Source organism: Alcanivorax quisquiliarum, assembly GCF_023051175.1.
Classification (GTDB): Bacteria; Pseudomonadota; Gammaproteobacteria; order Pseudomonadales; family Alcanivoracaceae; genus Isoalcanivorax; species Isoalcanivorax quisquiliarum.
The window spans coordinates 455,013-474,794 of sequence record NZ_JALKII010000002.1 but is presented as its reverse complement, the minus strand read 5'-3'; the positions used below and the strand labels follow the sequence as shown (position 1 = coordinate 474,794).

Annotated in this window: 12 protein-coding genes; 1 reads left to right on the top strand and 11 read right to left on the bottom strand. The window is 60.7% G+C overall.

All coding sequences use genetic code 11. The features are described from left to right. Positions 1 to 259: 259 nt before the first annotated feature. The 3 genes from MU846_RS05120 to MU846_RS05110 all read right to left on the bottom strand — a co-directional run bounded on the left by MU846_RS05120 (position 260) and on the right by MU846_RS05110 (position 3,555). Positions 260 to 1,045, bottom strand: a complete 786-nt coding sequence (locus tag MU846_RS05120; protein ID WP_246949481.1) for an enoyl-CoA hydratase — start codon at positions 1,043 to 1,045, stop codon at positions 260 to 262. A 141-nt stretch (positions 1,046 to 1,186) separates the two neighbouring features. Continuing rightward, on the bottom strand, positions 1,187 to 1,810 hold the full coding sequence (locus MU846_RS05115; protein ID WP_246949478.1) for an outer membrane beta-barrel protein: 624 nt from the start codon (positions 1,808 to 1,810) through the stop codon (positions 1,187 to 1,189). 539 nt (positions 1,811 to 2,349) lie between these two features. Further along, positions 2,350 to 3,555: a class I SAM-dependent rRNA methyltransferase gene (locus tag MU846_RS05110; RefSeq protein WP_246949475.1), complete on the bottom strand. Its 1,206-nt coding sequence runs from the start codon at positions 3,553 to 3,555 to the stop codon at positions 2,350 to 2,352. A 664-nt stretch (positions 3,556 to 4,219) separates the two neighbouring features. Here MU846_RS05110 and fic point away from each other — a divergent pair. After that, positions 4,220 to 5,338 (top strand): protein adenylyltransferase Fic, encoded by a 1,119-nt coding sequence (fic, locus tag MU846_RS05105; RefSeq protein WP_246949472.1) that lies wholly within the window; start codon positions 4,220 to 4,222, stop codon positions 5,336 to 5,338. A 576-nt stretch (positions 5,339 to 5,914) separates the two neighbouring features. Here the strand turns inward: fic and gcvPB are convergent. The 8 genes from gcvPB to MU846_RS05065 all read right to left on the bottom strand — a co-directional run bounded on the left by gcvPB (position 5,915) and on the right by MU846_RS05065 (position 19,690). Continuing rightward, entirely contained in the window at positions 5,915 to 7,396 is a 1,482-nt protein-coding gene (gene gcvPB / locus MU846_RS05100) for an aminomethyl-transferring glycine dehydrogenase subunit GcvPB (protein WP_246949469.1), read from the bottom strand. Continuing rightward, a complete protein-coding gene (gene gcvPA, locus MU846_RS05095; RefSeq protein ID WP_246949452.1) occupies positions 7,393 to 8,751 on the bottom strand; it encodes an aminomethyl-transferring glycine dehydrogenase subunit GcvPA in 1,359 nt (452 codons plus the stop codon). The genes gcvPB and gcvPA overlap by 4 nt, the downstream gene beginning before the upstream one ends. A gap of 82 nt (positions 8,752 to 8,833) precedes the next feature. Beyond that, positions 8,834 to 9,226, bottom strand: coding sequence for a glycine cleavage system protein GcvH (gene gcvH, locus MU846_RS05090; protein ID WP_246949449.1), 393 nt, complete (start codon positions 9,224 to 9,226; stop codon positions 8,834 to 8,836). Positions 9,227 to 9,270: 44 nt separating this feature from the next. Next, on the bottom strand, positions 9,271 to 10,350 hold the full coding sequence (gcvT, locus tag MU846_RS05085; protein WP_246949447.1) for a glycine cleavage system aminomethyltransferase GcvT: 1,080 nt from the start codon (positions 10,348 to 10,350) through the stop codon (positions 9,271 to 9,273). Between the two features lie 131 nt (positions 10,351 to 10,481). Then, complete coding sequence (locus MU846_RS05080; RefSeq protein WP_246949444.1) at positions 10,482 to 13,670, bottom strand: Ig-like domain-containing domain; 3,189 nt, start codon at positions 13,668 to 13,670, stop codon at positions 10,482 to 10,484. Positions 13,671 to 13,683: 13 nt separating this feature from the next. After that, a complete protein-coding gene (locus MU846_RS05075) occupies positions 13,684 to 15,051 on the bottom strand; it encodes an outer membrane protein transport protein (RefSeq protein WP_246949416.1) in 1,368 nt (455 codons plus the stop codon). Between the two features lie 306 nt (positions 15,052 to 15,357). Then, positions 15,358 to 18,321, bottom strand: a complete 2,964-nt coding sequence (locus MU846_RS05070; protein WP_246949398.1) for an Ig-like domain-containing domain — start codon at positions 18,319 to 18,321, stop codon at positions 15,358 to 15,360. Between the two features lie 22 nt (positions 18,322 to 18,343). Further along, the gene (locus tag MU846_RS05065; protein ID WP_246949396.1) at positions 18,344 to 19,690 is read right to left on the bottom strand and encodes an OmpP1/FadL family transporter; all 1,347 of its coding nucleotides are present in this window, start codon (positions 19,688 to 19,690) and stop codon (positions 18,344 to 18,346) included. Between the last annotated feature and the right edge of the window lie 92 nt (positions 19,691 to 19,782).

Below are 19,782 nucleotides of genomic sequence, written 5' to 3'. Positions count from 1 at the left end.
TTTGTCTGTTATTTTGCCCGGCCGCGCAGCCCGCAATACGGCACTGCGCAAGCCCGTTCTGTAGCGGCCCCATCCCTGACGCCATTTAACAGGGGCACGGGGGGCAGCGATATTGCGGAAAATGGGTATTTTTCAGGGCGGCAGGCTGGATTTCTGCGGTCACGCGGGCTTTCTGCGGAGCTTTCTGCTGGCTTCCTGCGGGGCTTTCACCCCGCATGGCGTGATGCGCATCACACTTCAGCCTGCCACGGCTGATCATTCACTCGAAGCGGCTGAAATCCGGCTTGCGCTTTTCCATGAACGCCATCATTGCTTCGCGGGCTTCCGGCGCGCCCAGCCGCGCCAGAAACGCATCGCCCTCGGCACGCATCTGCTTCGCTACCGTCTCGCGCTGGGCCTCACGCAGGAACGCCTTGGTCATGCGCACCGATGCCGGTGGCATGGCCGCCAGCCGGGCAGCAGCTTCGCGGGCGTGTTGCAGATATTCGCCATCGTCGAAGACGCCATTGGCCAGCCCATATTCCACCGCCTGCTCGCCGGTGAAAGTTTCTGCCAGCAGCAACAGTTGCGCCGCGCGCGGGTGGCCCATGATCTGCGGCAGCAGGTAGCTGGCGCCGGCCTCCGGGCACAGGCCCAGGCTCACAAACGGCATTTGCAAGCGTGCGCTGCGGCCGCAATAGACCAGATCGCAATGCAGCAGCATGGTGGTGCCGATGCCCACTGCCGGGCCGTTGACGGCAGCCACAATGGGCTTCTTCTGGTTCAGAATCTGGTCGAGAAAGCGCATCACCGGCGAGTCATTGCCGGACGGCGGGTTTTGCAGAAACTCCAGCATGTCGTTACCCGCAGTGAAGCAATCATCCACCCCGGTCAGCAACACCACTCGCACTGCCGGCTCGGCATCTGCCGCTGCCAGCGCCTCGGTCATGGCGGCGTACATTGGATGGGTCAGCGCATTGCGCCGCTCCGGGCGGCGGATACTGATTTCCATGATGCCGCTTTCGCGGCGAACAACGATTTCTGCACAAGCAGCTGGCTCGGCCATGCTGTATTTCTCCCGATCACCCGAACACTGAAAACAAGACACCCGGCAGAGCCTTGCGGGCCATACCGGGTGCGCTGGTATGCGGGCAGTGTCAGGCACCGCCTCGCTCTCGCCGGGAGAGTATAGCGAAGAGTGTAGCGGTCAGAAATTGTATCGGCCGAACAGGCCGAAATTGCTGGCATCACCGCCCAGCGCAATGCGCGCGCCGAGATCAACTTGTGGCCGCAATTTGTATAGCGCCTCGCCGTACACGCCCGTATCCCGCTCATCGACATTTTCATGGAATACGCCACCAGAAAGCTCGACCTGTTGCGCCGTATGGTGGCGCACACCGGCGCGCAGATCATAGCCGGTATCGCGATCCGTGCCGCCGCCTTCGACATCCGCACGCACACGCACAATGTCACCGCTGACCACCAGATCCAGGCGATCTTGCAACAACGTATTGAAACCCAGGCCAAGGTGCAGGCGCTCGCCATCCACATCTGCTCGCGAACCGCCGTTCAGATCACCATCATAAAAACTGACGCCGCCGCGCAAGAACAGGTTCGGATCAAACGCGTAGCTCCCTTCAAAGAACAGGGCATCAACATCTGCGTCCGGGTTCGCCACGTCGCCCGTCTGAAAGCCGCCTTGCAGCCAGGTATAGGAAAAATCATTGGTGCGGCCGGTTGTCGTCTGTTGCTGCGCCAGCGCCGGCGCCGCCAGCAGGCCGCCCAGCGCAGCGGAGAACAATGCTGCCGTGCCAATCTTGAATGCATTCATGTTACGTCCCTCGTGTCGTCGCAGATTCGTGCGCACAGGCCATCGCCAATGGCTACGGCGCGCTGCTCGCACACACTGATACAGACCCGTCACAGTAACGCAGTGTTCCGGCTGGCCCTTGTAAACTGTAGTTAAAGTGTGAGCGCTGGAGTACGAAACCCGAAGGAGCGGAAAAGACAGGAAAGTTGAGACGCTATCTGAACCCGGAGTGAACAAAGAATGAGCCGAGAGCGAATCGCGAATGAGTCAAGAATGAACCGGGAACGAATCGGGAGAGAATCGAGAGAGCTGCAACTGGATGGGGACTGAACGGCAGCTGAACGAGTTGTAACGCGAACTGAAGCAAAGCGGCACGAAAGACAACGCAGCCGCCGGCTTTCAATGCCAATAAAAAAATGAGATCAGCGAGAGTGTCAACCGTCGAAACACCGGTCGGCAAACGACAAACAGGAGTGCGGTTACAAGCCGGGCGAATCGCAGCCCGGCGATATGCACAGCAACGACGATATGAACAGCGACGAAGCGACGAATAGCCCGGCTTAATAATTCATCAGCACCCGCACAAACCAGCTTTTGAGATAGCCTGTTTCCGCAATCGCAGGGTGCAGCGGATGATCTTCCGCCTGCCCTTCGCTGGCAAACGCCTGCACAAAACGATCTACATGCCGGGCGCTGGAGCGCACCACATCGAGCAGCTGCTCCGAGGACAAATGCATCGAGCAAGAGGCCGAAATCAGCACTCCGCCAGGCGCCACCAGACGCAACGCCAGCTCGTTGATGGCGTGATAACCGGCAATACCATTCTTGATATCTTTCTTGCGCTTGATAAATGCCGGCGGATCAACAATCACCACATCGAAACGCTCACCCGCACCGATCAGCTCTTTCATTCCCGCAAAAGCATCTGCGTGCAGGGTCTGCACTTTTTCGCCCACGCCATTGGCTTGCGCATTACGGTGCACATATTCCAGCGCCATTTCAGAGGAATCCAGGCACACCACTTCGCTGGCGCCCTGTGTCGCCGCCAGCACACCCCAGGCGCCACAATAGGCAAATACATCCAGCACCCGTTTCTCGTTTACCAGCGGCCCGAGACGGCGGCGTGCAGCGCGGTGATCATAAAACCAGTCCGTTTTCTGCCCCGTCGAGAGCGGCGCAAGATATTCGACGCCATTTTCGACCAACGATAATTCCGCCGGCATGTCGCCCACCAGAGCGCGGGTATAATGCGGCAGCCCTTCCAGCTCGCGCACGCTGCTTTCATTGCGCGCTATCACGGCACGCGCGTCATATTGCGTGTGCAGAATATGCGCCACCTGCTCCTGCACCTGCTCGATGCCCGCCGTGCCGGCCTGCACCAAAAAGATGTCGCGATAGCGATCCACCACCAGCCCCGGCAGGCCATCCGCCTCGCCAAACACCGCCCGGTAGCACTGCCCCGGAAACAACTGCTCGCGAAAACTGATCGCCTGTTCCAGACGTTTTTTCAACAACGAGGACGACAGCCCCTGCTCTGCATTGCGGCTGAACAGCCGCGCACAGATCAACGAGCGCGGGTTCGCATAAGCACGCCCCAGCGGCTTGCCACGGTGATCTTCCACCACCACCTCGGCCCCGGGCACCAGCTCTTTCAAAGGCGTCTTGTCGGTATCCACTTCGTTGGAATAAATCCACAGATGGCCGGAACGCAAGCGGCGTTCTTCACCGCGTTTCAGGCGCAGGCGTGGGGGCTGTTGCTCATTCATGGCGGGTACTCACGGCGTCGGGCGGAGAAGGGAAAAAGGCCAATGGCCAGCCGGCTATTGTAGCGGGAAAGCTCACCGCCGTCGCTGCTGGCCCTGCTCTGGCGGGATGCGCCAAATCACCACCAACGCGGCCGCCACGACCGGCTTGCCCACCGGCTATCCCGACGGCCGCAGCAGGCGCTGCGGCCGGGTTCACTTGCTACTCCCTCGACCATGCAAAGAAGCAGGCAGCGGAGTGCAAACGGCGCCGCTACCGCGCCGACAGCCCGCACCTGGCAAGCGGACGCGGCATGGAACCATGGCGGATTGTGGCGGCAGGAAGGGGCGTGGAGCCTTGGCGGTTTGTGGCGGCAGGGAGCGTGCGGGAAAGACGGCGGCTCGGAGGCTCGCGGGAGCAATGCGGGGGCCATCACAGGCACCGGCCGCCTTTCCCCGACAGGTCGTCCTTGGCAAGGTCGTGCCAGACGGGTCGCCCCCGGACAGGCATTCCCGGCCGGCAACCCCCGGCGAGGAGCAAGCCAAACTATGTCGATGCCATCAACATAGTCAAAACCCATGTCGATTTTTGCCATCTTTTTCGACACGCCTGCATTGCTATGTTTATCGCGTCGACATAGACTCCCCTTTATTGGCATCTATGTCGAAAATACCAAGGAATTCGTACATGCCCTGGCGCGCAGACCAACCTTACAATCAACTCCCCCCACTTCCGCCAGCCAGGGAAGTCACGGAAACACTGGATATCCTCAAAGCCTGTATCCCCGCTCGCGCTGCCTTGGCCGAGCTGAAGCAGGCGGGTGAACTGCTCCCTAATCAGTCGGTGCTCATCAACTTGCTACCACTTCTGGAAGCCAAGGACAGCTCTGAAATAGAGAACATAGTCACCACCACCGATAAGCTGTTCCGGTATTCACAGGAAGACCAAGGCGCTGACCCCGCCACCAAGGAGGCGCTCAGATACCGCACTGCGCTATATAACGGCTTCCGAAAGCTCCAGCAACGGCCACTATGCACCAACACGGCCGTAGATATCTGTAGCACGCTTAAAAACGTGGGCATGGATATCCGCAAAGTACCTGGCACCGTCATCGGCAATCAGGATACCGGTGAGATTATCTATACCCCACCAATTGGCGAGGACACCCTGCGCAACCTGCTCACCAACTGGGAGAATTATCTGCACAATACTCTGGCTCCAGAGGATGACACCGACCCATTGATCAAAATGGCTATCAGTCACTATCAGTTTGAGGCGATTCACCCCTTCCATGATGGCAATGGCCGGACAGGCCGCATCATCAATGTACTCTATCTGATCGAGCAACAACTGCTGACTCTGCCCATCCTGTATTTGAGCCGTTACATTGTTCAGTATAAAAATGATTACTACAGATTACTGACCCAAGTCACTCGTACTGGCGATTGGCAGGAGTGGATCATCTTCATGCTCAAAGGCGTAGAGCAGGTGTCCTTATGGACATGTGGAAAAATTACTGCAATGCGGAAATTGATAACGCAAACAGAAGAATATGTCAGACACCAGCTGCCCAAGATATATAGCTACGAGCTGGTTCAGACTATCTTTGAACAGCCCTACTGCCGCATCAATAATCTGGTAGAAAAAAACATCGCCAGACGCCAGACAGCTTCAAGCTATCTGAAACAACTGGTTGAGATCGGTGTCTTGCAGGAAAAAACCGCCGGCAACGAAAAGCTCTTTCTCAATCCGCGCCTGCTGCACCTGATGACCAACGACAGCAACGAATTGCAACCGTATGAATGAATAATCGGGGGCGGGCGCTCCAGATTTGTATTGTGACAAGGCTTGTTAGCGGACTGTGGCGGCAAGGCAGGGTGCGGTAGAGACAGTGGTTCGGAGGCTTGCGGGAACGATGCGGGGGCTATCACAGGCACCGGCCGCCTTTCCCCGACAGGTCGTACTTGGCAAGGTCGTACCAGGCGGGCCGCCCCCGGACAGGCATCCCGGCCGGCAACCCCCGGCGAGGAGCAAGCCAAACTATGTCGATGCCATCAACCTAGCTGCAATTTATGTCGATGTTCTGCTCGTTTTTCGACATATGCGTCTCAAAGAGCATAAAAATCTGCTTTTTCCATACATATAATCTCGGCCGCACATAGGTTAAGGCTGTTTTTATATCAACCGCCCCTTGATGACGCTGTTGCTTGAGCGCGGCTGACGCCCATCACAGCGACAGGCTCAATCGCACAGTGGCGCGTGAGGCGCGCTGCACAAGCGCAGCCCCGCAAGCCGAGAGAGAAAGAGCGAGCCGAGAGAGTTTGCCGGCTCATAGCGCAGCGCCAGATGGCGTCACCCCGAGCGAGCCGGTTTTTTCCTTGGTCAGCGCGGCGCTTTCCACACCAGATCAAGCTCCCGCGCCGCCTTCACATCATCCAGCCGGCGCACAGGTTGCGTATAGGGCGCGCCTTTCAACATCTCGGGATTTTCTCGCGCTTCGGCCAGAATCTTTTCCATGGCGTCGATAAATTCGTCCAGTGTTTCCTTTGTCTCGGTTTCGGTCGGCTCGATCAGGAAGCACTCCGGCACCAGCAGCGGGAAGTAGGTGGTCGGCGCGTGCTGGTTGTAATCCAGCAGGCGTTTGGCGATATCCATCGCGGTCACACCCAGCTCCCTGGCTTCGCTGGCAAAGGTCAGCAGGAATTCGTGGCTGGCGCGGCGCTCCGGGTAAGCGGCGGTGCAGCCGATGGCTTGCAGGCGCTTGAGCAGATAGTTGGCCGCCAGCGTCGAATATTCACCCACGCGGATCATGCCTTCGCGGCCCAGCACGCGGGCGTAGAAATAAGCACGCAACAGCACGCCGGCATTGCCCATGAAGGCAGACAGATGCCCGATGCTTTGCGGAAGATCGTCAGTATCGAGCCAGCGATACTGCTCGCCGTCCTTGCCGACGATCGGCGTGGGCAAAAACGGCTTCAGCCGCTCACTCACGCCCACAGGGCCGGAACCTGGCCCACCGCCACCGTGCGGAGTGGCGAAGGTCTTGTGCAGGTTCATGTGGATCACATCAAAACCCATGTCTCCGGGGCGCACCTTGCCAAGAATGGCATTGAGGTTGGCGCCGTCGTAGTACAGCAGCCCACCAGCGCCATGCACGGTTTTTGCGATGGCGTCGATCTGCCGCTCGAACACGCCACAAGTAGACGGGTTGGTCATCATCAGGCCGGCGGTCTGTGGCCCGCAGGCGGCTTTCAATGCTTCCAGATCCACATCGCCGTCGCGGTTCACCGGCACTTCACGCACCTTGTAGCCGCACATGACGGCGGTGGCCGGATTGGTGCCGTGGGCGGCTTCGGGGATCAGGATTTCGGTGCGGCCGTCATCCTGCCGCGCTTCGTGGTAGGCACGGATCATGGCCACGCCGGCAAACTCACCCTGGGCACCGGCCATGGGCGTCAGCGAAACACCCTGCATACCAGTCACATCCTTGAGGAATTCCTGGAGTTCATACATGCAGGCCAGAAAACCCTGGCTGTGGCTTTCCGGCGCCAGCGGGTGGCGGCCCAGAAAACCCGGCAGCATGGCCGCGCGATTGGCGCCACGGGGGTTGTATTTCATGGTGCAGGAGCCAAGCGGATAGAACTGCTTGTCGATGGCGAAGTTGCGTGTCGACAAGTTGGTGTAATGGCGCACCACTTGCAGCTCGGAGACTTCCGGCAGCCCTGGCTTCTGCTTGCGGCGCAGTGTCGCTGGAATATTTGCCAGCGCCTGTTGCGGCAGCGCTTTCGGTGCCTGAGCGCTGGCGCGGCGGCCCGGCCGCGACAGCTCGAAAATCAATTGCTGATCGATAGACTTGCCGCTCATGCCAATACCTCCTGCAACGCTTTCGCATAGGCTTGCAGATCACTTTCCACGCGCGTTTCCGTGGCGCACACCAGCACGCAATCGGCCAGCTCGGGATAATCGCGGCCCAGATCATAGCCACCGAGAATATTCTTTTCGGCCAATGCGGCGAGCACTTCGGCCGCAGGGCGCGGCAGGCGCAACACGGCTTCGTGAAATACCGGCGCGCTGAACACTTCGCTAACGCCGTCGATGGCGGTGAGCTTGGCCACCAACGTGCGCGTATTGGCATGGCAGTGCGCGGCGACGGCTTCCAGCCCGTCCGGGCCGAGCAACGAGGCGTAGATCGTCGCGGCGGTCATCGCCAGGCCCTGGTTGGTGCAGATGTTGGAGGTGGCCTTGGAGCGGCGGATGTGCTGCTCACGGGCTTGCAGTGTCAGCGTGAATCCGGGCTTGCCTTCCAGATCGACGGTGCGGCCGATGATGCGGCCCGGCATCTGCCGGATGTATTGCTGCCTGCAACACATGAAACCGAAATAAGGCCCGCCGGATGACAGCGGCACGCCCAGCGGCTGGCCTTCGCCGACGACGATATCGGCGCCCTGCTCGCCCCATTCGCCGGGCGGGGTCAGCAGCGCCAGCGAGGTGGGATTGACCACCGCTATCACCAGCATGTTGTTGGCATGTGCCCAATCGGTGAGTGCGTGCACGTCTTCCAGGCCGCCAAAAAAATTCGGCTGCTGGATTACCAGCGCGGCAAAATCGTCACCCGCATGGGCGGCCAGCGCCGCTGGCGTGGTCAGGCCGGAGGCGGCATCAAAGACAACCTCTACCAGCTCCACATCCTGATTCGAGCAGATCGCATCGGTGGCCTGTCGGTAACGGGGGTTCACGCTGCGCGGCACCAGCACGCGGCGGGATTTCGATTTGCGATTGGCCCGCAGGGCCATCAGCACCGCTTCCGACAGGCCGGAGGCGCCGTCATAAACCGATGCGTTGCTGGCATCCATTCCGGTCAGCCGCGCCATCAGTGTCTGGTACTCATAAATGGTTTGCAGCGTGCCCTGGCTCGCTTCCGCCTGATACGGCGTGTAGGCGGTGTAAAACTCGCCACGGGTGGCAATCTCCCATACCGCCGCCGGAATATGGTGCTCGTAAGCACCCGCGCCGATAAAGCACAGCGCACCGGCATCCTGCCGGGCCCGCGCCGCCATCAGCGCCGTGGCTTCCATTTCCGACAGCCCTTCGGGCAGCGCCTTGAGCTGGCCGGCCTTGAGGTGTGCGGGGATTTCATCGAACAGGTCTTCGATGCTGTCGGCACCGATGGCCGCCAGCATTGCCTGCACGTCGTCTTCGGTATGGGGAATATAGGGCATATCGCTGTCTTCGCTGGGTAAGTGCGAACAGGAGGCCACGGGCGCGGGCGCGCCCGTGGCAATCGGGGCTATCGGGCCGGGCTCAGTCTTCGCTGTCGAGTTGTTCCTGGTACTCGCCGGCGCTCAGCAGCTCATCCAGATCGGCCTTGTCGCTGACGCGAATGCGAAACAGCCAGCCATCGCCGTAAGGGTCCTGATTGACCAGCTCCGGCGTGTCTTCCAGCGCTTCGTTGATGGCGACGATCTCGCCCGCCACCGGCGCATAGATATCCGAAGCGGCCTTCACCGATTCGACCACACCGGCATCGTCGCCAGCTTCCAGTTGCTGGCCGATTTCCGGCAGCTCCACGAATACCAGATCGCCCATGGCGTCCTGGGCGTGGTCACTGATGCCTACATAGGCGGTGCCGTCATCTTCCAGACGAACCCATTCGTGGCTTGCGGCATAGCGCAACTCCGGGCGGATATCGCTCATCGCTGTGTTGTCCCTTTGCGTTTCGTTTGCTGTGAATGTTGCAGTTACTGTGGTGAATAAACGGCTTTGCCATGGCGCACAAAGGGCGGCTGCACGATCTCGGCTGCCAGCCGCTTGTTGCGCACCTCGACCTCCACCGCGCCCTCGCTGCCGGCGGGCACGCGGGCCAGCGCAATGGCGATACCGAGCGTAGGCGAAAACGTCCCGCTGGTGATCTCGCCTTCGCCAGCATTGGTGAACACTTTCTGGTGTGCTCGCAGCACGCCTTTTTCGCGCAGAATAAGCCCTACCTGCACCGGGTGCCCGGCAGCCTGCTTGGCCACCAATGCCTTGCGGCCAATGAAATCGCGCTCGTCATCCAGGCTGACAGTCCAGGCCAGCCCGGCCTCCAGCGGCGAGATCGCTTCGTCCATATCATTGCCGTAAAGGTTGAGGCCGGCCTCCAGCCGCAATGTGTCACGGGCGCCCAGGCCGCAAGGGCGAATGCCAGCCTCGATCAGCTGCGCCCAGAGCACCACCGCATCATTGCCGGGCAGCATGATTTCCACGCCGTCTTCGCCGGTGTAGCCGGTGCGCGCTATCAGCCACTCGCCGTCTTCGGCGTAGCCGAACACCTTGAGCTTGGCGATCAGCTCGCCACGCTGGCCATTGAGCAGGCCGGCAAGCCGTTCCCGTGCGCGGGGGCCCTGAATGGCGAGCATGGCCAGTTCGGGGCGCTCGTTGATCAGCACGTCCGCGCCTTCGGCCTGAAGTGTCAGCCAGTTCAAGTCTTTTTCACGGGTGCCGCAATTCACCACCAGGCGGTAGCTATCGCCAAGCTGGTAGACGATCAGATCATCAATGATGCCGCCATCCGGGTTCAGCATGGCGGTATAGAGGGCACGCTCGCCGGTCATGCGTGCAACATCGTTGGCCAGCAACCGGCGCAGCCAGCTGCGTGCTGCCGGGCCGCTGATATCAATCACGGTCATGTGGGAAACATCGAACATGCCGGCGTCCTGGCGGACGGCATGGTGTTCATCCAGCAGTGAGCCGTAATGTACCGGCATATCCCAGCCGCCGAAATCGACCATACGGGCGTTTTGATCGATGTGGCGGTCGTAAAGCGGGGTGCGGTGTCCCATGCGCGTTCCTGCGGGGGCGGCCATCAATGCTTCGCATTCTACAACAGTTGCCGGGGCTGGTCATTGCAACCGGGCCCCGGCGGACGAGTGTAAAAAGGGAGAAAGGCCCGGCACGAAGCCGGGCGCAGCGGTCACATTTTGGCGGGCATGGAGATGTAGTTGAGGTTGGTGCCGCCGGCCGGAATCAACAGGCTCACCTCCGCATCAAGCAGACCCAGTACATTGAGCTGCACATTCAACGGCACATCCGTCAGGTTGAGCTGCTTGATTTCCATGCGCCCGTCGTCATGGAAGGTCAGCGGGCCACGCAGCGCCAGATCGAAGCCGAAGCTGCGCTGGTTGTGCGCCAGCGGCACTGCAATGACTTCATTCACCGGCGGCGGCGTGCCCAGCCCCAGCAGATCGGTAATGGCGCCGATCACTGTGCCAATGACCGTATCCAGCAGATCGGCCAGCGCGCCGGGAATCAGGTGCACCTTCGGCTCCAGCGCTGGCGAATCCAGGTAGAGGTTCAGCCGCGTGACAAACTCGGGGCCATCACTGCCTTCGACAATCCAGCCGGGCACCAGGCCCAGATCGTCCGGGCCGCATGGCTGGATCGGGCTGGAGTTCGGCGGATTGGGGGCCGCTGCGGCACCCCGCGCATCACAGGTGGGGCGCATGCGCATGGTCTGCGGGCCGGTGCTGGCAGGCGATGCCTCACCGATGGAGGCGTCGGCATAGACCACCGCTTCGCTGGTGCGGATTGCGGTGGGATACAGATACACCAGTACCCCGCCGCCGCTGACCACTTCCGGTGGCAACAGCGGATCGTCCAGGCCGATCAGCGCATCGATCTGATCGGGGCTGAGATAACCCACCACATCGCCATTGAGCGCGCCGGTCAGGTAAAGATATTTTTCTCTCGGGCAATCTTCACCAACCAGGCAGCCGATCTCGGCCGCCGTCACCGCGCCGCCTGTGCCAAGCACTTCGATGCGCGCGCTGTTGGCCTCAAGCTCCGCGTTGTCCACGGCGTTTTCCTCGCCCGGGTCACGTACCGCATTGCCGTTCACGTCGGCCGTGGGCAGGTTCACCAGCGACTGGAATACCCAGTGGGTGGGCGGCGCACCGCGGAAATAGATTTCCAGATCGGGGCCGCCGCCGTCGATGGCGGGCGCCTCGGCCGGCGTCTGCGCCAGGGTGCGGGTCTGCAATGGCAGGCCGTCGGCAGAGCAGATCATGGCGCCCGGGGTGCAGGCACTGCTGCGGCCGTCGCCATTGGAGGCGAGCACGTAGCGATACAGCACGCCATCTTCCCACGGCTCATCCGGGGTAAAACGCAGCAGCCGATCACGCAGCATCAGCTTGCCGGATACCTCGCCAAGAAAGGTGCCGTTCACATCCACCCGCTCGATGCGCAGGCTCTGCCCCAACACAATGCTGTCCAGATCCATCAGCTGCGAAAAGCGCACCTCGATATCACGCCCGGCAGGCATACGCGGCAGTGGCAGCCGGTCATCGGTTGCCATGCCGCCCAGACAATAACCGGCGCTGCCGTTGGCCAGATCCCGGCCGGTAGTGACACAGGGAAAACCGGGGTAGGTGATCAGCGGTAATGGCGCGATCGGACCCACGTCCTGATAGTGAGGCATGGTGAAGGACAGTGTTTGCGTCGGCAGCGGGTTACCGGACAGATCGGTAATTCCGTCACCCAGTTCGATCTGGTACTGCGCGCCATACGCCAGCGGCGTGTTGATGACCAGCGTCACGCCATCAAAATAGTGCTCGAACGGTGCCGTGGCGCCATTTTCCGTGACACGCAGTGCGCCGTCGAGGCTGCCGGGATGCAGCGGCTCATCAAAGTGCAGCAGGATCGGATCACCCGGCCGCTGCTTGCTGACGTTATCCGGAAAATCACCGCCACCGGGCAACCAGGATTGCAGCTGCGGCGCGCGCGTATCCTCCGCCATGGACGGCGCATTCTGCTGGTCGCGGTACGCTTCCATCCGAAAACTCAGCGTGCCGAACGCCGTCTCCAGGCCAAGCACTTCGCTCTCCACCACCGTCAGCGCATCGGCCACCAGAATGCCGTCCTCGACAATCGCCTGCCCGATCAGCTCCAGATGCAACACATCCTGATTGAACGCCGCGTTGGCCTGCGCAGAGCCGGTGGTGATGGCGACATCCATGAACACACGCAGTTGCCGTGGCGCGTCTTCGGACGTGCTGTAAGGCGCCGGCAACAGATAGCCAGTGGCATCGCTGATGAAATGCACCACTACATCACCGGAATCGAAACCCGCCGGCACCTCGCCGCCGATGTTCACCTCCAGCGCATCCCCGGCCAGCATACTGCCGCGAGGAATCCGCATCGGCGTGGCCTCGGGAAAATTTGGCACAAAGGCCAGTTCGGAATACACATCGCCCTGCTGCTGCGATTGCGTGTTATCGCCCAGCAACGTCGACACCACCGGCACCAGGTTGACGGTCTCGCCGGTCAGCTGCGAGGCTGCGCCACTGGCAGGCGCGTACAGCACCATTGTTTCTCGCGGTGTGGTTGCAAGCGGCGTGAAGCTGTAGCTGTGGCTGCCATCGAATGGCGCCTGCAAGGCAACTTCGTATTCGCTGGTCAGCGCAGGCGACAGCCGCAAGGTGTATGTCTCCTCTGCGGACAAATCACTGAGCGGATCAATGGTCAGAAAAGTACCCTTTGCCAGCACCGTGGCCTCGACCAGTTCGCCGTCACCGTCTTCCAGTGCCACGCTGCTGCCATATTCCACAGTGCGGGTATCAATCGGCTGGCTGAACTGAAACCGCACGCTGGAGAAATCCAGCAGCGGAAACTCCTCGCCATCCGGGAACATCCGCGTCACCACAAAATTATCGCTGGCAATGCGCTCGCTCTTCGGCCCCTTGCTGGCAAGCCGCGTGGTGAAGGGGAGGCTGTCACCCGGCAGCACAATCGGGCCTTTCTCGCCCTCCAGCCCGGTTATTTCGAGGCGGTAATCGGTGCCGAACGCCAATGGCTGCTGCGGCCGGATAACCAGGCTCTGGCCTTCGGCAACGACCGATACCGTCACCGGCACGGTGGTATCGCCTGCACGCAAGCGTAGCTGGTCTTGCGTCAGGTTTTCTGCGTTGACGATGGGCCTGGATGCACGCACGATCAGCGGCGCATGGATCGAAACTCCGGTCTGCCCGGCATCCGGGTAACTGAAAAATATTTCGCCACCAGGGTGCTGCTCGGGGAAAGTAACCCGCTGGCTGTCGCCGCCACCGCAACCGGCGAGCACCAGCCCGGCCACGAGCCAGGGGAGATAACGCTGAATCCTTGTCATGGTCTCACCCTCCTCAGAACTTCATTGTCACCGAGCCGGCGAACACATGAACCTCGCCGTCGGTGTTCACGGTTTCATAGGGATTGGTTGGCGCCGTGCTGTGTGAGAGATTGAAACTGCGTTCACGTAAATGATGATACTGATAGCCGAAATCCAGCCGCATCGGGTGCGCGAGAATCGGCGGGTTCTTAATTTCCAGGCTGCCACCGAGGCCGATCACATAACGGTCGTTATCGAAGTAATTCACATCCAGCGATTCGCGCCCTTCCAGCGGTGATTTCTCAAACGCTACGCCGGTGGTGATGGAGAACAGATCATTTACCTGATATTCCACACCGACCCGCGGAATAACGATGTCCTTGAAGCTCATCATCGCCTGATCCTTCAAGGTATCGCGCTCGAATTCCTCTTCCAGGCGCGACCAGCGCTGCCACTCTGCCGTCAGGCCGATGCGCGCTTTGCCCCAGTGATAAAGCAGGCCGGCGGTGATGATTTCGGGCTGGAAGGAATCCAGCGTCTGAATGGCCAGATCAAGGCCAGGTGGTGCAATAGTACCGGGGATGACCGCATTGGCGCTGACCTTGGTGCGGCTATTGGAATAGCCCTTGTACACCAGCGCCGTTTCAATGGCATCCATCCAGCAGGGCGACTGATCGCAAAACGTATCGCCCCACCGCACGTTGATTCCGATGATCGGCCGCATCACCGGCTTGGCCTTCACATTCAGGCTTTCCTGGCTGGTATCGCCGGCCAGGTTCGAGCGCGTGCGCATGGTCGCATCGGCGTGCAGCGTGACGCGCAACGACGCACCCACGTCAATGCCCCGCCACAAGTTCATGCCGCCACCCACATTGAGAAACAGCGGCTGACGGCCATAGTTGAAGAACTGCCCTTCTTCAGAAGTCTCCGATGTAAAGGCCAGCATTTCCTCGCCATACTTTTCCACGCCGGCCATGAAACCAAGGTACATGGGCTTGTCGAATTTTGTCAGTGATGACAAATCGGTTTTCATGCCGATCAGCACCTGTTGTGAAGGCGTGTCGCTCAGCACATCACCGCTTCGTGTCGGCGGATTGGCACCACCACGGCTTTTCACACGCAACTCGTGCTCCGCATGAAACAGCCCGCCAGTCAGTTCGCCACGGGAATCCCGAGCGAGATAGGCCGGGTTGTAGTAGGTCGCAGATACCTGCGTGTTGAACATCGACAGCGCCTGTGCCGAGGCGATATCCATCGGCAGGATGCCGTAGGTTGTCGCGGTGTTACCCATATTGGCAACAACCGGCGCAGCCACACCCAGCAAGCTGACGCAGCCGAGCAGAGTTAGCGGGCGGGCAACGCGCCGCAGCAACGCATGAGGGAAGGATATTGTAGCGGGCATCGGAATCTCTCCTTTGTCGTTATTATCAGCCCCGCCCCGCGGCGCCATGGCCAGTGGCACAACGGTGCCGAAAGCCGGGGCGGTTCAGGGAGACTGACACGCTGATTGCGTGTATTCAGCGGCAGATATTTAACCCCTGTCGCTTTCGTGTAAGACCCTGCAACGATTTGTAAGAGACTCGGATTAAATTCGGGGCGAGCGGCTGCGCCGTTGGTATGACACCGCCGTCTGTCGGCAGGTTTGCTGGCAGAAATGTAACGGCCTCCCTCTCGACGTTCGAGAAGAAGGCCGCAGGTTACACGCGCTTTACTGTTTTACCGGCGCGCTGATGTAGGTCAGATTTATACCCCCCTCGGGGATCAGCAGCCGCACAGCGGCGGCGCCGGAGGCGATGCTGACATTGATAGGCAACGCTCCGAGGCTCACCTGCTCGATCTGCATTCTGCCATCGCTCAGGAAGCTGATCGGGCCGGAAACCTGCACGCCGTCCAACGCATAGTTGTGCAAATTATGCGGTAACGAAAGCGGTGGGTGCAGATAAGGCGCATCCAGGAACAGATCCAGCGTGGCCTCGAATACCGGGCCGGCACCGCTATCCCGGATCCAGCCGGTAATCGGCTGCGTGCGCTGGCCGTTGTCATCCGCCTCGTAGCGCAGCCGCATCACCTGCGGGCCGGTGGGAATTTCCTGCGGCACCAGCAGGATAGTGGCGTGCACCGATAGCGAAGAGGCCATAAGCAGCGTCGGATAGACGGCCACTTTCACTGCACCTTCCTGCTCGTCCCAGCCGACAATATCCACATCCAGGCCGCCGGTGAGATAAATGAATTTCTCGCCGGGGCAACTACGCAGGGACTGTTCGATCCCGCTGAAGCCGCAACCGACGTTCACCTTGCCCACCAGGCCGCCACCGCCATTTTCGAGAATCTGCGTGGCGTTTGCCGGGGTCGGATACACGCCGCTGCCCGGTGGCGATTCCACCGCGCCCTGCTCACCCGCCTCCAGCCGAAAATTGGCGTTCACGTCGGCGGCGGGCAAGTTGCTCAACGGTTGCAGCACCTGCTCGGTGGGTGGCGCCCCGCGAAAATGGATGGCCATGGGCGGGCCACCGGCCAGTTCTGCATTCTCCCGCAGCATCGCTGTTTGCAGTGGTGCGCCGAAGGTCGCGCAGATTGCGTTCTGCCCGCATTGCGGCGCGCTATCCGATGCGAGCACATACCGATACAGCACGCCCGGCTGCCAGGGGCTGGCGGGTTCAAAGCGCAACTCGCGTGCGGAGCGTTGCAGATCACCCGCCACCACTGCTTCGCACTCACCCGTTGCGTTCACACGCTCCACACGGAAAGTACCAGTATTGCAGCTCTCGCCCAGCACAATGCTGTCGGCTGCCATCGCCTGGGAAAAACGCACGCGGATGGCGCGGTTCGCCGGCAAGGCCGTCACCGGCAATACATCACCGCCAGTGCCGTCCTTGCTCAGACAGCTGCCCTGAATATTACCGGCCAGATCCTGGCTGCCGGGCGCCACCGCACAGGGAAAACCGGGGTACGCCGTGATCGCAAACGGTGCCCGATCTCCGCTACCGACATAAGTTGCTGTGGTAAAACTCAACGTCTCCGGCGCCAGCGGATTACCCGCCAGATCGGTAATGCCGTCGCTGATATGAATCTCATACGCTGTGCCATACGCCAACCCGCCATCAGGCCGCAGCACCACCGAGGCGCCATCAAGATACCAATCCAGATCATCCACCGGCACACCATCGGCGTGCACTTCAATGGCATCTGCAAGGCTGTCGGGATCGAGCGCTTCGCTGAAATTCAGGATGACCGGATCACCGACACTGGCTTGCAGCACATTTTCACCCGGCGACCAGGACTGCAACACCGGCGGCTCGCTATCTGTCTCCGGGGCGGGCGCCTGCTCCTGATCCGCGTAGGCCTCCAGCCGGAACGACAACACACCCCATGCCTGCTCCAGCCCAAGCACTTCCGGCTCGACAATGCCGATAGCATTGATGACCAGCACACCGTCCTCGACGATGGCCGTGCCCGCCAGTTCGACATGCAGCAGGTCCTGGCTCAGTGCGCCATTGGCGGTGGTATTTTCCGCTGTCATCGCCACATCCATCAGCAGATGCACATGGCGCGGCGAATCCTCAGCCTGGGTGTAAGGATTCGGCAACAGAAAACCGGCCGCATCCGAAACAAAGCGCACAGAAATCTCCCCCGTCTCGAAGCCGGCCGGCACTTCACCGGCGATCTCCACCGCAACCGACGAGCCACGCAGCAAGCTACCGCGCGGCACCCGCAGCGGGGTCACGTCAGGGTAATCCGGCACAAACGCCAGCTCCGCATGAATATCGCCCTGCTGTTGTGAGCTTGAACGCTCGCCTAGCAACAGCGCATTGATGGGCACGGCGTTGATTGGTGCGCCAGTCAAAGGCGATACGATGCTGCCCTGCCCGGAATCCGCCGCTCGCTGCACCATGATTTCACGCGGTGCAGAATCCTGTGCCACATGAGAGAACTCGGCGCTCGCAAGCGGCTCACCCCAGATGCTGCGCACCTGCGAGCCCAGCGAAAAAGTGTAGCGCTCACCGGGCGTGAGATCGTCGCCGGGATCAAGGGTCAGGTACGGCCCTTTCACCAGCACGATCATCGGCACCAGCGCGCCCTGCTCATCCACCACCGAGACGGTATCGCCATAACGAATACTGTCGCGGGCGAGCGGTTGTGAAAATTGCAAACGGAAACTGGAAAAATCCATCACCGGCAAGGTATCGCCGTCGGGAATCATCCGCTTCAGCTCGAAAGTGTCGCCGGTGCCGGTCGCTTCGCGGCCGCCCGCAATCGCGGCGCGAGTGCGAAAACGGATACCGTCTTGCGGCACCCTTGCCGGGCCCTGAGTGGTGGCCACGGTATCCATTGTCAAGCGGTAGCCGGTGCCGGGCTGCAACGGCGCCTGGGGCGTAAGCAGCAAGCCGCGGCCACCATCGACCTGCTCACTGCTGAACAACACCGGCTCGCCATCGTCGCTCTGCCACTGGACAGCCGCCTCTGGCGCGGTATCGGTCAACGGGTGCGAAAAGCGCAGCGCCACCGGCGCACGCACGGATACCTCTTGCTGGGTGTCATAGGGGTAGCTGTATTCCAGCCGGGCATGTTCCCGGTTGGCAGTGCTGGTACGCTGGGAGCTGCCGCCGCCGCAGGCGCTTGTCAGGACAACCGCCGCCAACAGCATGACCCAGCCTGTGCTGAGTATTTTCATGATGCACTCCTCGTCTTTGCCGTCAGAATTTCAGCGTGATGGAGCCGCTGAACACATGCACCTCGCCATCGGCAGAGACGGTCTCGTAAGGATTGACGGTGACATCCGGATCGCTGGACATCAGCTCAAAACTGCGATCCCGCAAGTGGTGATATTGATAGCCGAGATCCAGCCGCACCGGATAGGAAAATACCGGCGCCTGCGCAAACTCCGCGCTGAGGCCCAGGCCGAACACCAGGCGGTCGTTGTCCAGATAGTTCACGTCCAGAGAGCGGTCGCTTTTCAGGGCCGATTTTTCGTACGCCACCCCGGTCGTCACGGAGAAAATATCGTTCAGCTGAAACTCGGCGCCCAGGCGTGGGATGAAAATATCGCGGAAGGAAAGGTTGGCCTGATTCCTGATGGTGTCGCGCTCGAATTCATCTTCCAGCCGTGACCAGCGTTGCAGCTCGCCAGTAAAACCGACGCGCATCCGCTCGAACTGATACTGCACACCGGCGGCAATGATTTCCGGCTGGAACGAATCCAGTGTCTTGATGGCAATATCCAGCCCCGGCGACGGGATCGTGCCGGGGATGACTGCGTTGGCTTGCACCCGGGTATGGGTGTTGGAATAACCCCGGTAGGAAAACGCCGTCTCAAGGCCGTGCAGCCAGCTGTCGCTGTCCGGGGCAAGCGTCTCGCCCCAGTTTACATTCAGGCCGAAGATCGGCCGGAAGACCGGTTTCGCTTCCACCGAAAGCGATTCGCGAGTGGTGTCGCCGGCAAGGTTGCTGCGCGCCTGCAAATCGGCGGATGCATGCAAGGTGATGCGTGCGGCCAGCCCCACATCAATGCCCCGCCAGAGTTTTGTTGCGCCACCGATATTCAGAAACAGTGGCTGCCGGCCATAATTCAGAAACTGGCCTTCCTGGGACGTGCGAGAATTGAACGCCAGCATCTCCTTGCCATAACGCTCGATGCCCACCATCAGGCCGAGGTACAGCGGCCGGTCGTAGCGCGTCAACGAAGTCAGGTTGGTCTTCATGCCGATCAGCACTTGCTGCGACGGCTCATCTTCCAGCACATCGCCGCCAGTGCGGACGATCGGATCAGGCCCGCCACGGCTGCTGACGCGCAGCTCGTGGTCGGCATGGAACAACCCGGCGGTCAGCTCGCCACGCGGATCACGCGCCAGATAGGCGGGGTTGTAATAGGTGGCCGACACCTGTGAATTGAATAACGAAAGTGCCTGCGCCGAGGCGATGTCCGCTTGCAGCACACCGTAAGTTGAAGCGAGATTTCCCATATTGGCGTGGGCTGTGGCAACGCTGAACAGCAACCCACCCAGGCAGATGGCCGCGCGGCCATAACGAGGTATCGCAGACATGCGAACTGCTCCTGAGTTAATTGTTATTAAACGGTTACGAGAGGTAACCGGAACCACCCCGACGCGCCGGAAAACACACCCGGCGCGTGAAG

Bases quoted from the DNA above. Each gene is read 5' to 3' on its own strand.
- MU846_RS05120 (WP_246949481.1), bottom strand. From the start codon at position 1,045: ATGGCCGAGCCAGCTGCTTGTGCAGAAATCGTTGTTCGCCGCGAAAGC.
- MU846_RS05115 (WP_246949478.1), bottom strand. From the start codon at position 1,810: ATGAATGCATTCAAGATTGGCACGGCAGCATTGTTCTCCGCTGCGCTG.
- MU846_RS05110 (WP_246949475.1), bottom strand. From the start codon at position 3,555: ATGAATGAGCAACAGCCCCCACGCCTGCGCCTGAAACGCGGTGAAGAA.
- fic (WP_246949472.1), top strand. From the start codon at position 4,220: ATGCCCTGGCGCGCAGACCAACCTTACAATCAACTCCCCCCACTTCCG.
- gcvPB (WP_246949469.1), bottom strand. From the start codon at position 7,396: ATGAGCGGCAAGTCTATCGATCAGCAATTGATTTTCGAGCTGTCGCGG.
- gcvPA (WP_246949452.1), bottom strand. From the start codon at position 8,751: ATGCCCTATATTCCCCATACCGAAGACGACGTGCAGGCAATGCTGGCG.
- gcvH (WP_246949449.1), bottom strand. From the start codon at position 9,226: ATGAGCGATATCCGCCCGGAGTTGCGCTATGCCGCAAGCCACGAATGG.
- gcvT (WP_246949447.1), bottom strand. From the start codon at position 10,350: ATGGGACACCGCACCCCGCTTTACGACCGCCACATCGATCAAAACGCC.
- MU846_RS05080 (WP_246949444.1), bottom strand. From the start codon at position 13,670: ATGACAAGGATTCAGCGTTATCTCCCCTGGCTCGTGGCCGGGCTGGTG.
- MU846_RS05075 (WP_246949416.1), bottom strand. From the start codon at position 15,051: ATGCCCGCTACAATATCCTTCCCTCATGCGTTGCTGCGGCGCGTTGCC.
- MU846_RS05070 (WP_246949398.1), bottom strand. From the start codon at position 18,321: ATGAAAATACTCAGCACAGGCTGGGTCATGCTGTTGGCGGCGGTTGTC.
- MU846_RS05065 (WP_246949396.1), bottom strand. From the start codon at position 19,690: ATGTCTGCGATACCTCGTTATGGCCGCGCGGCCATCTGCCTGGGTGGG.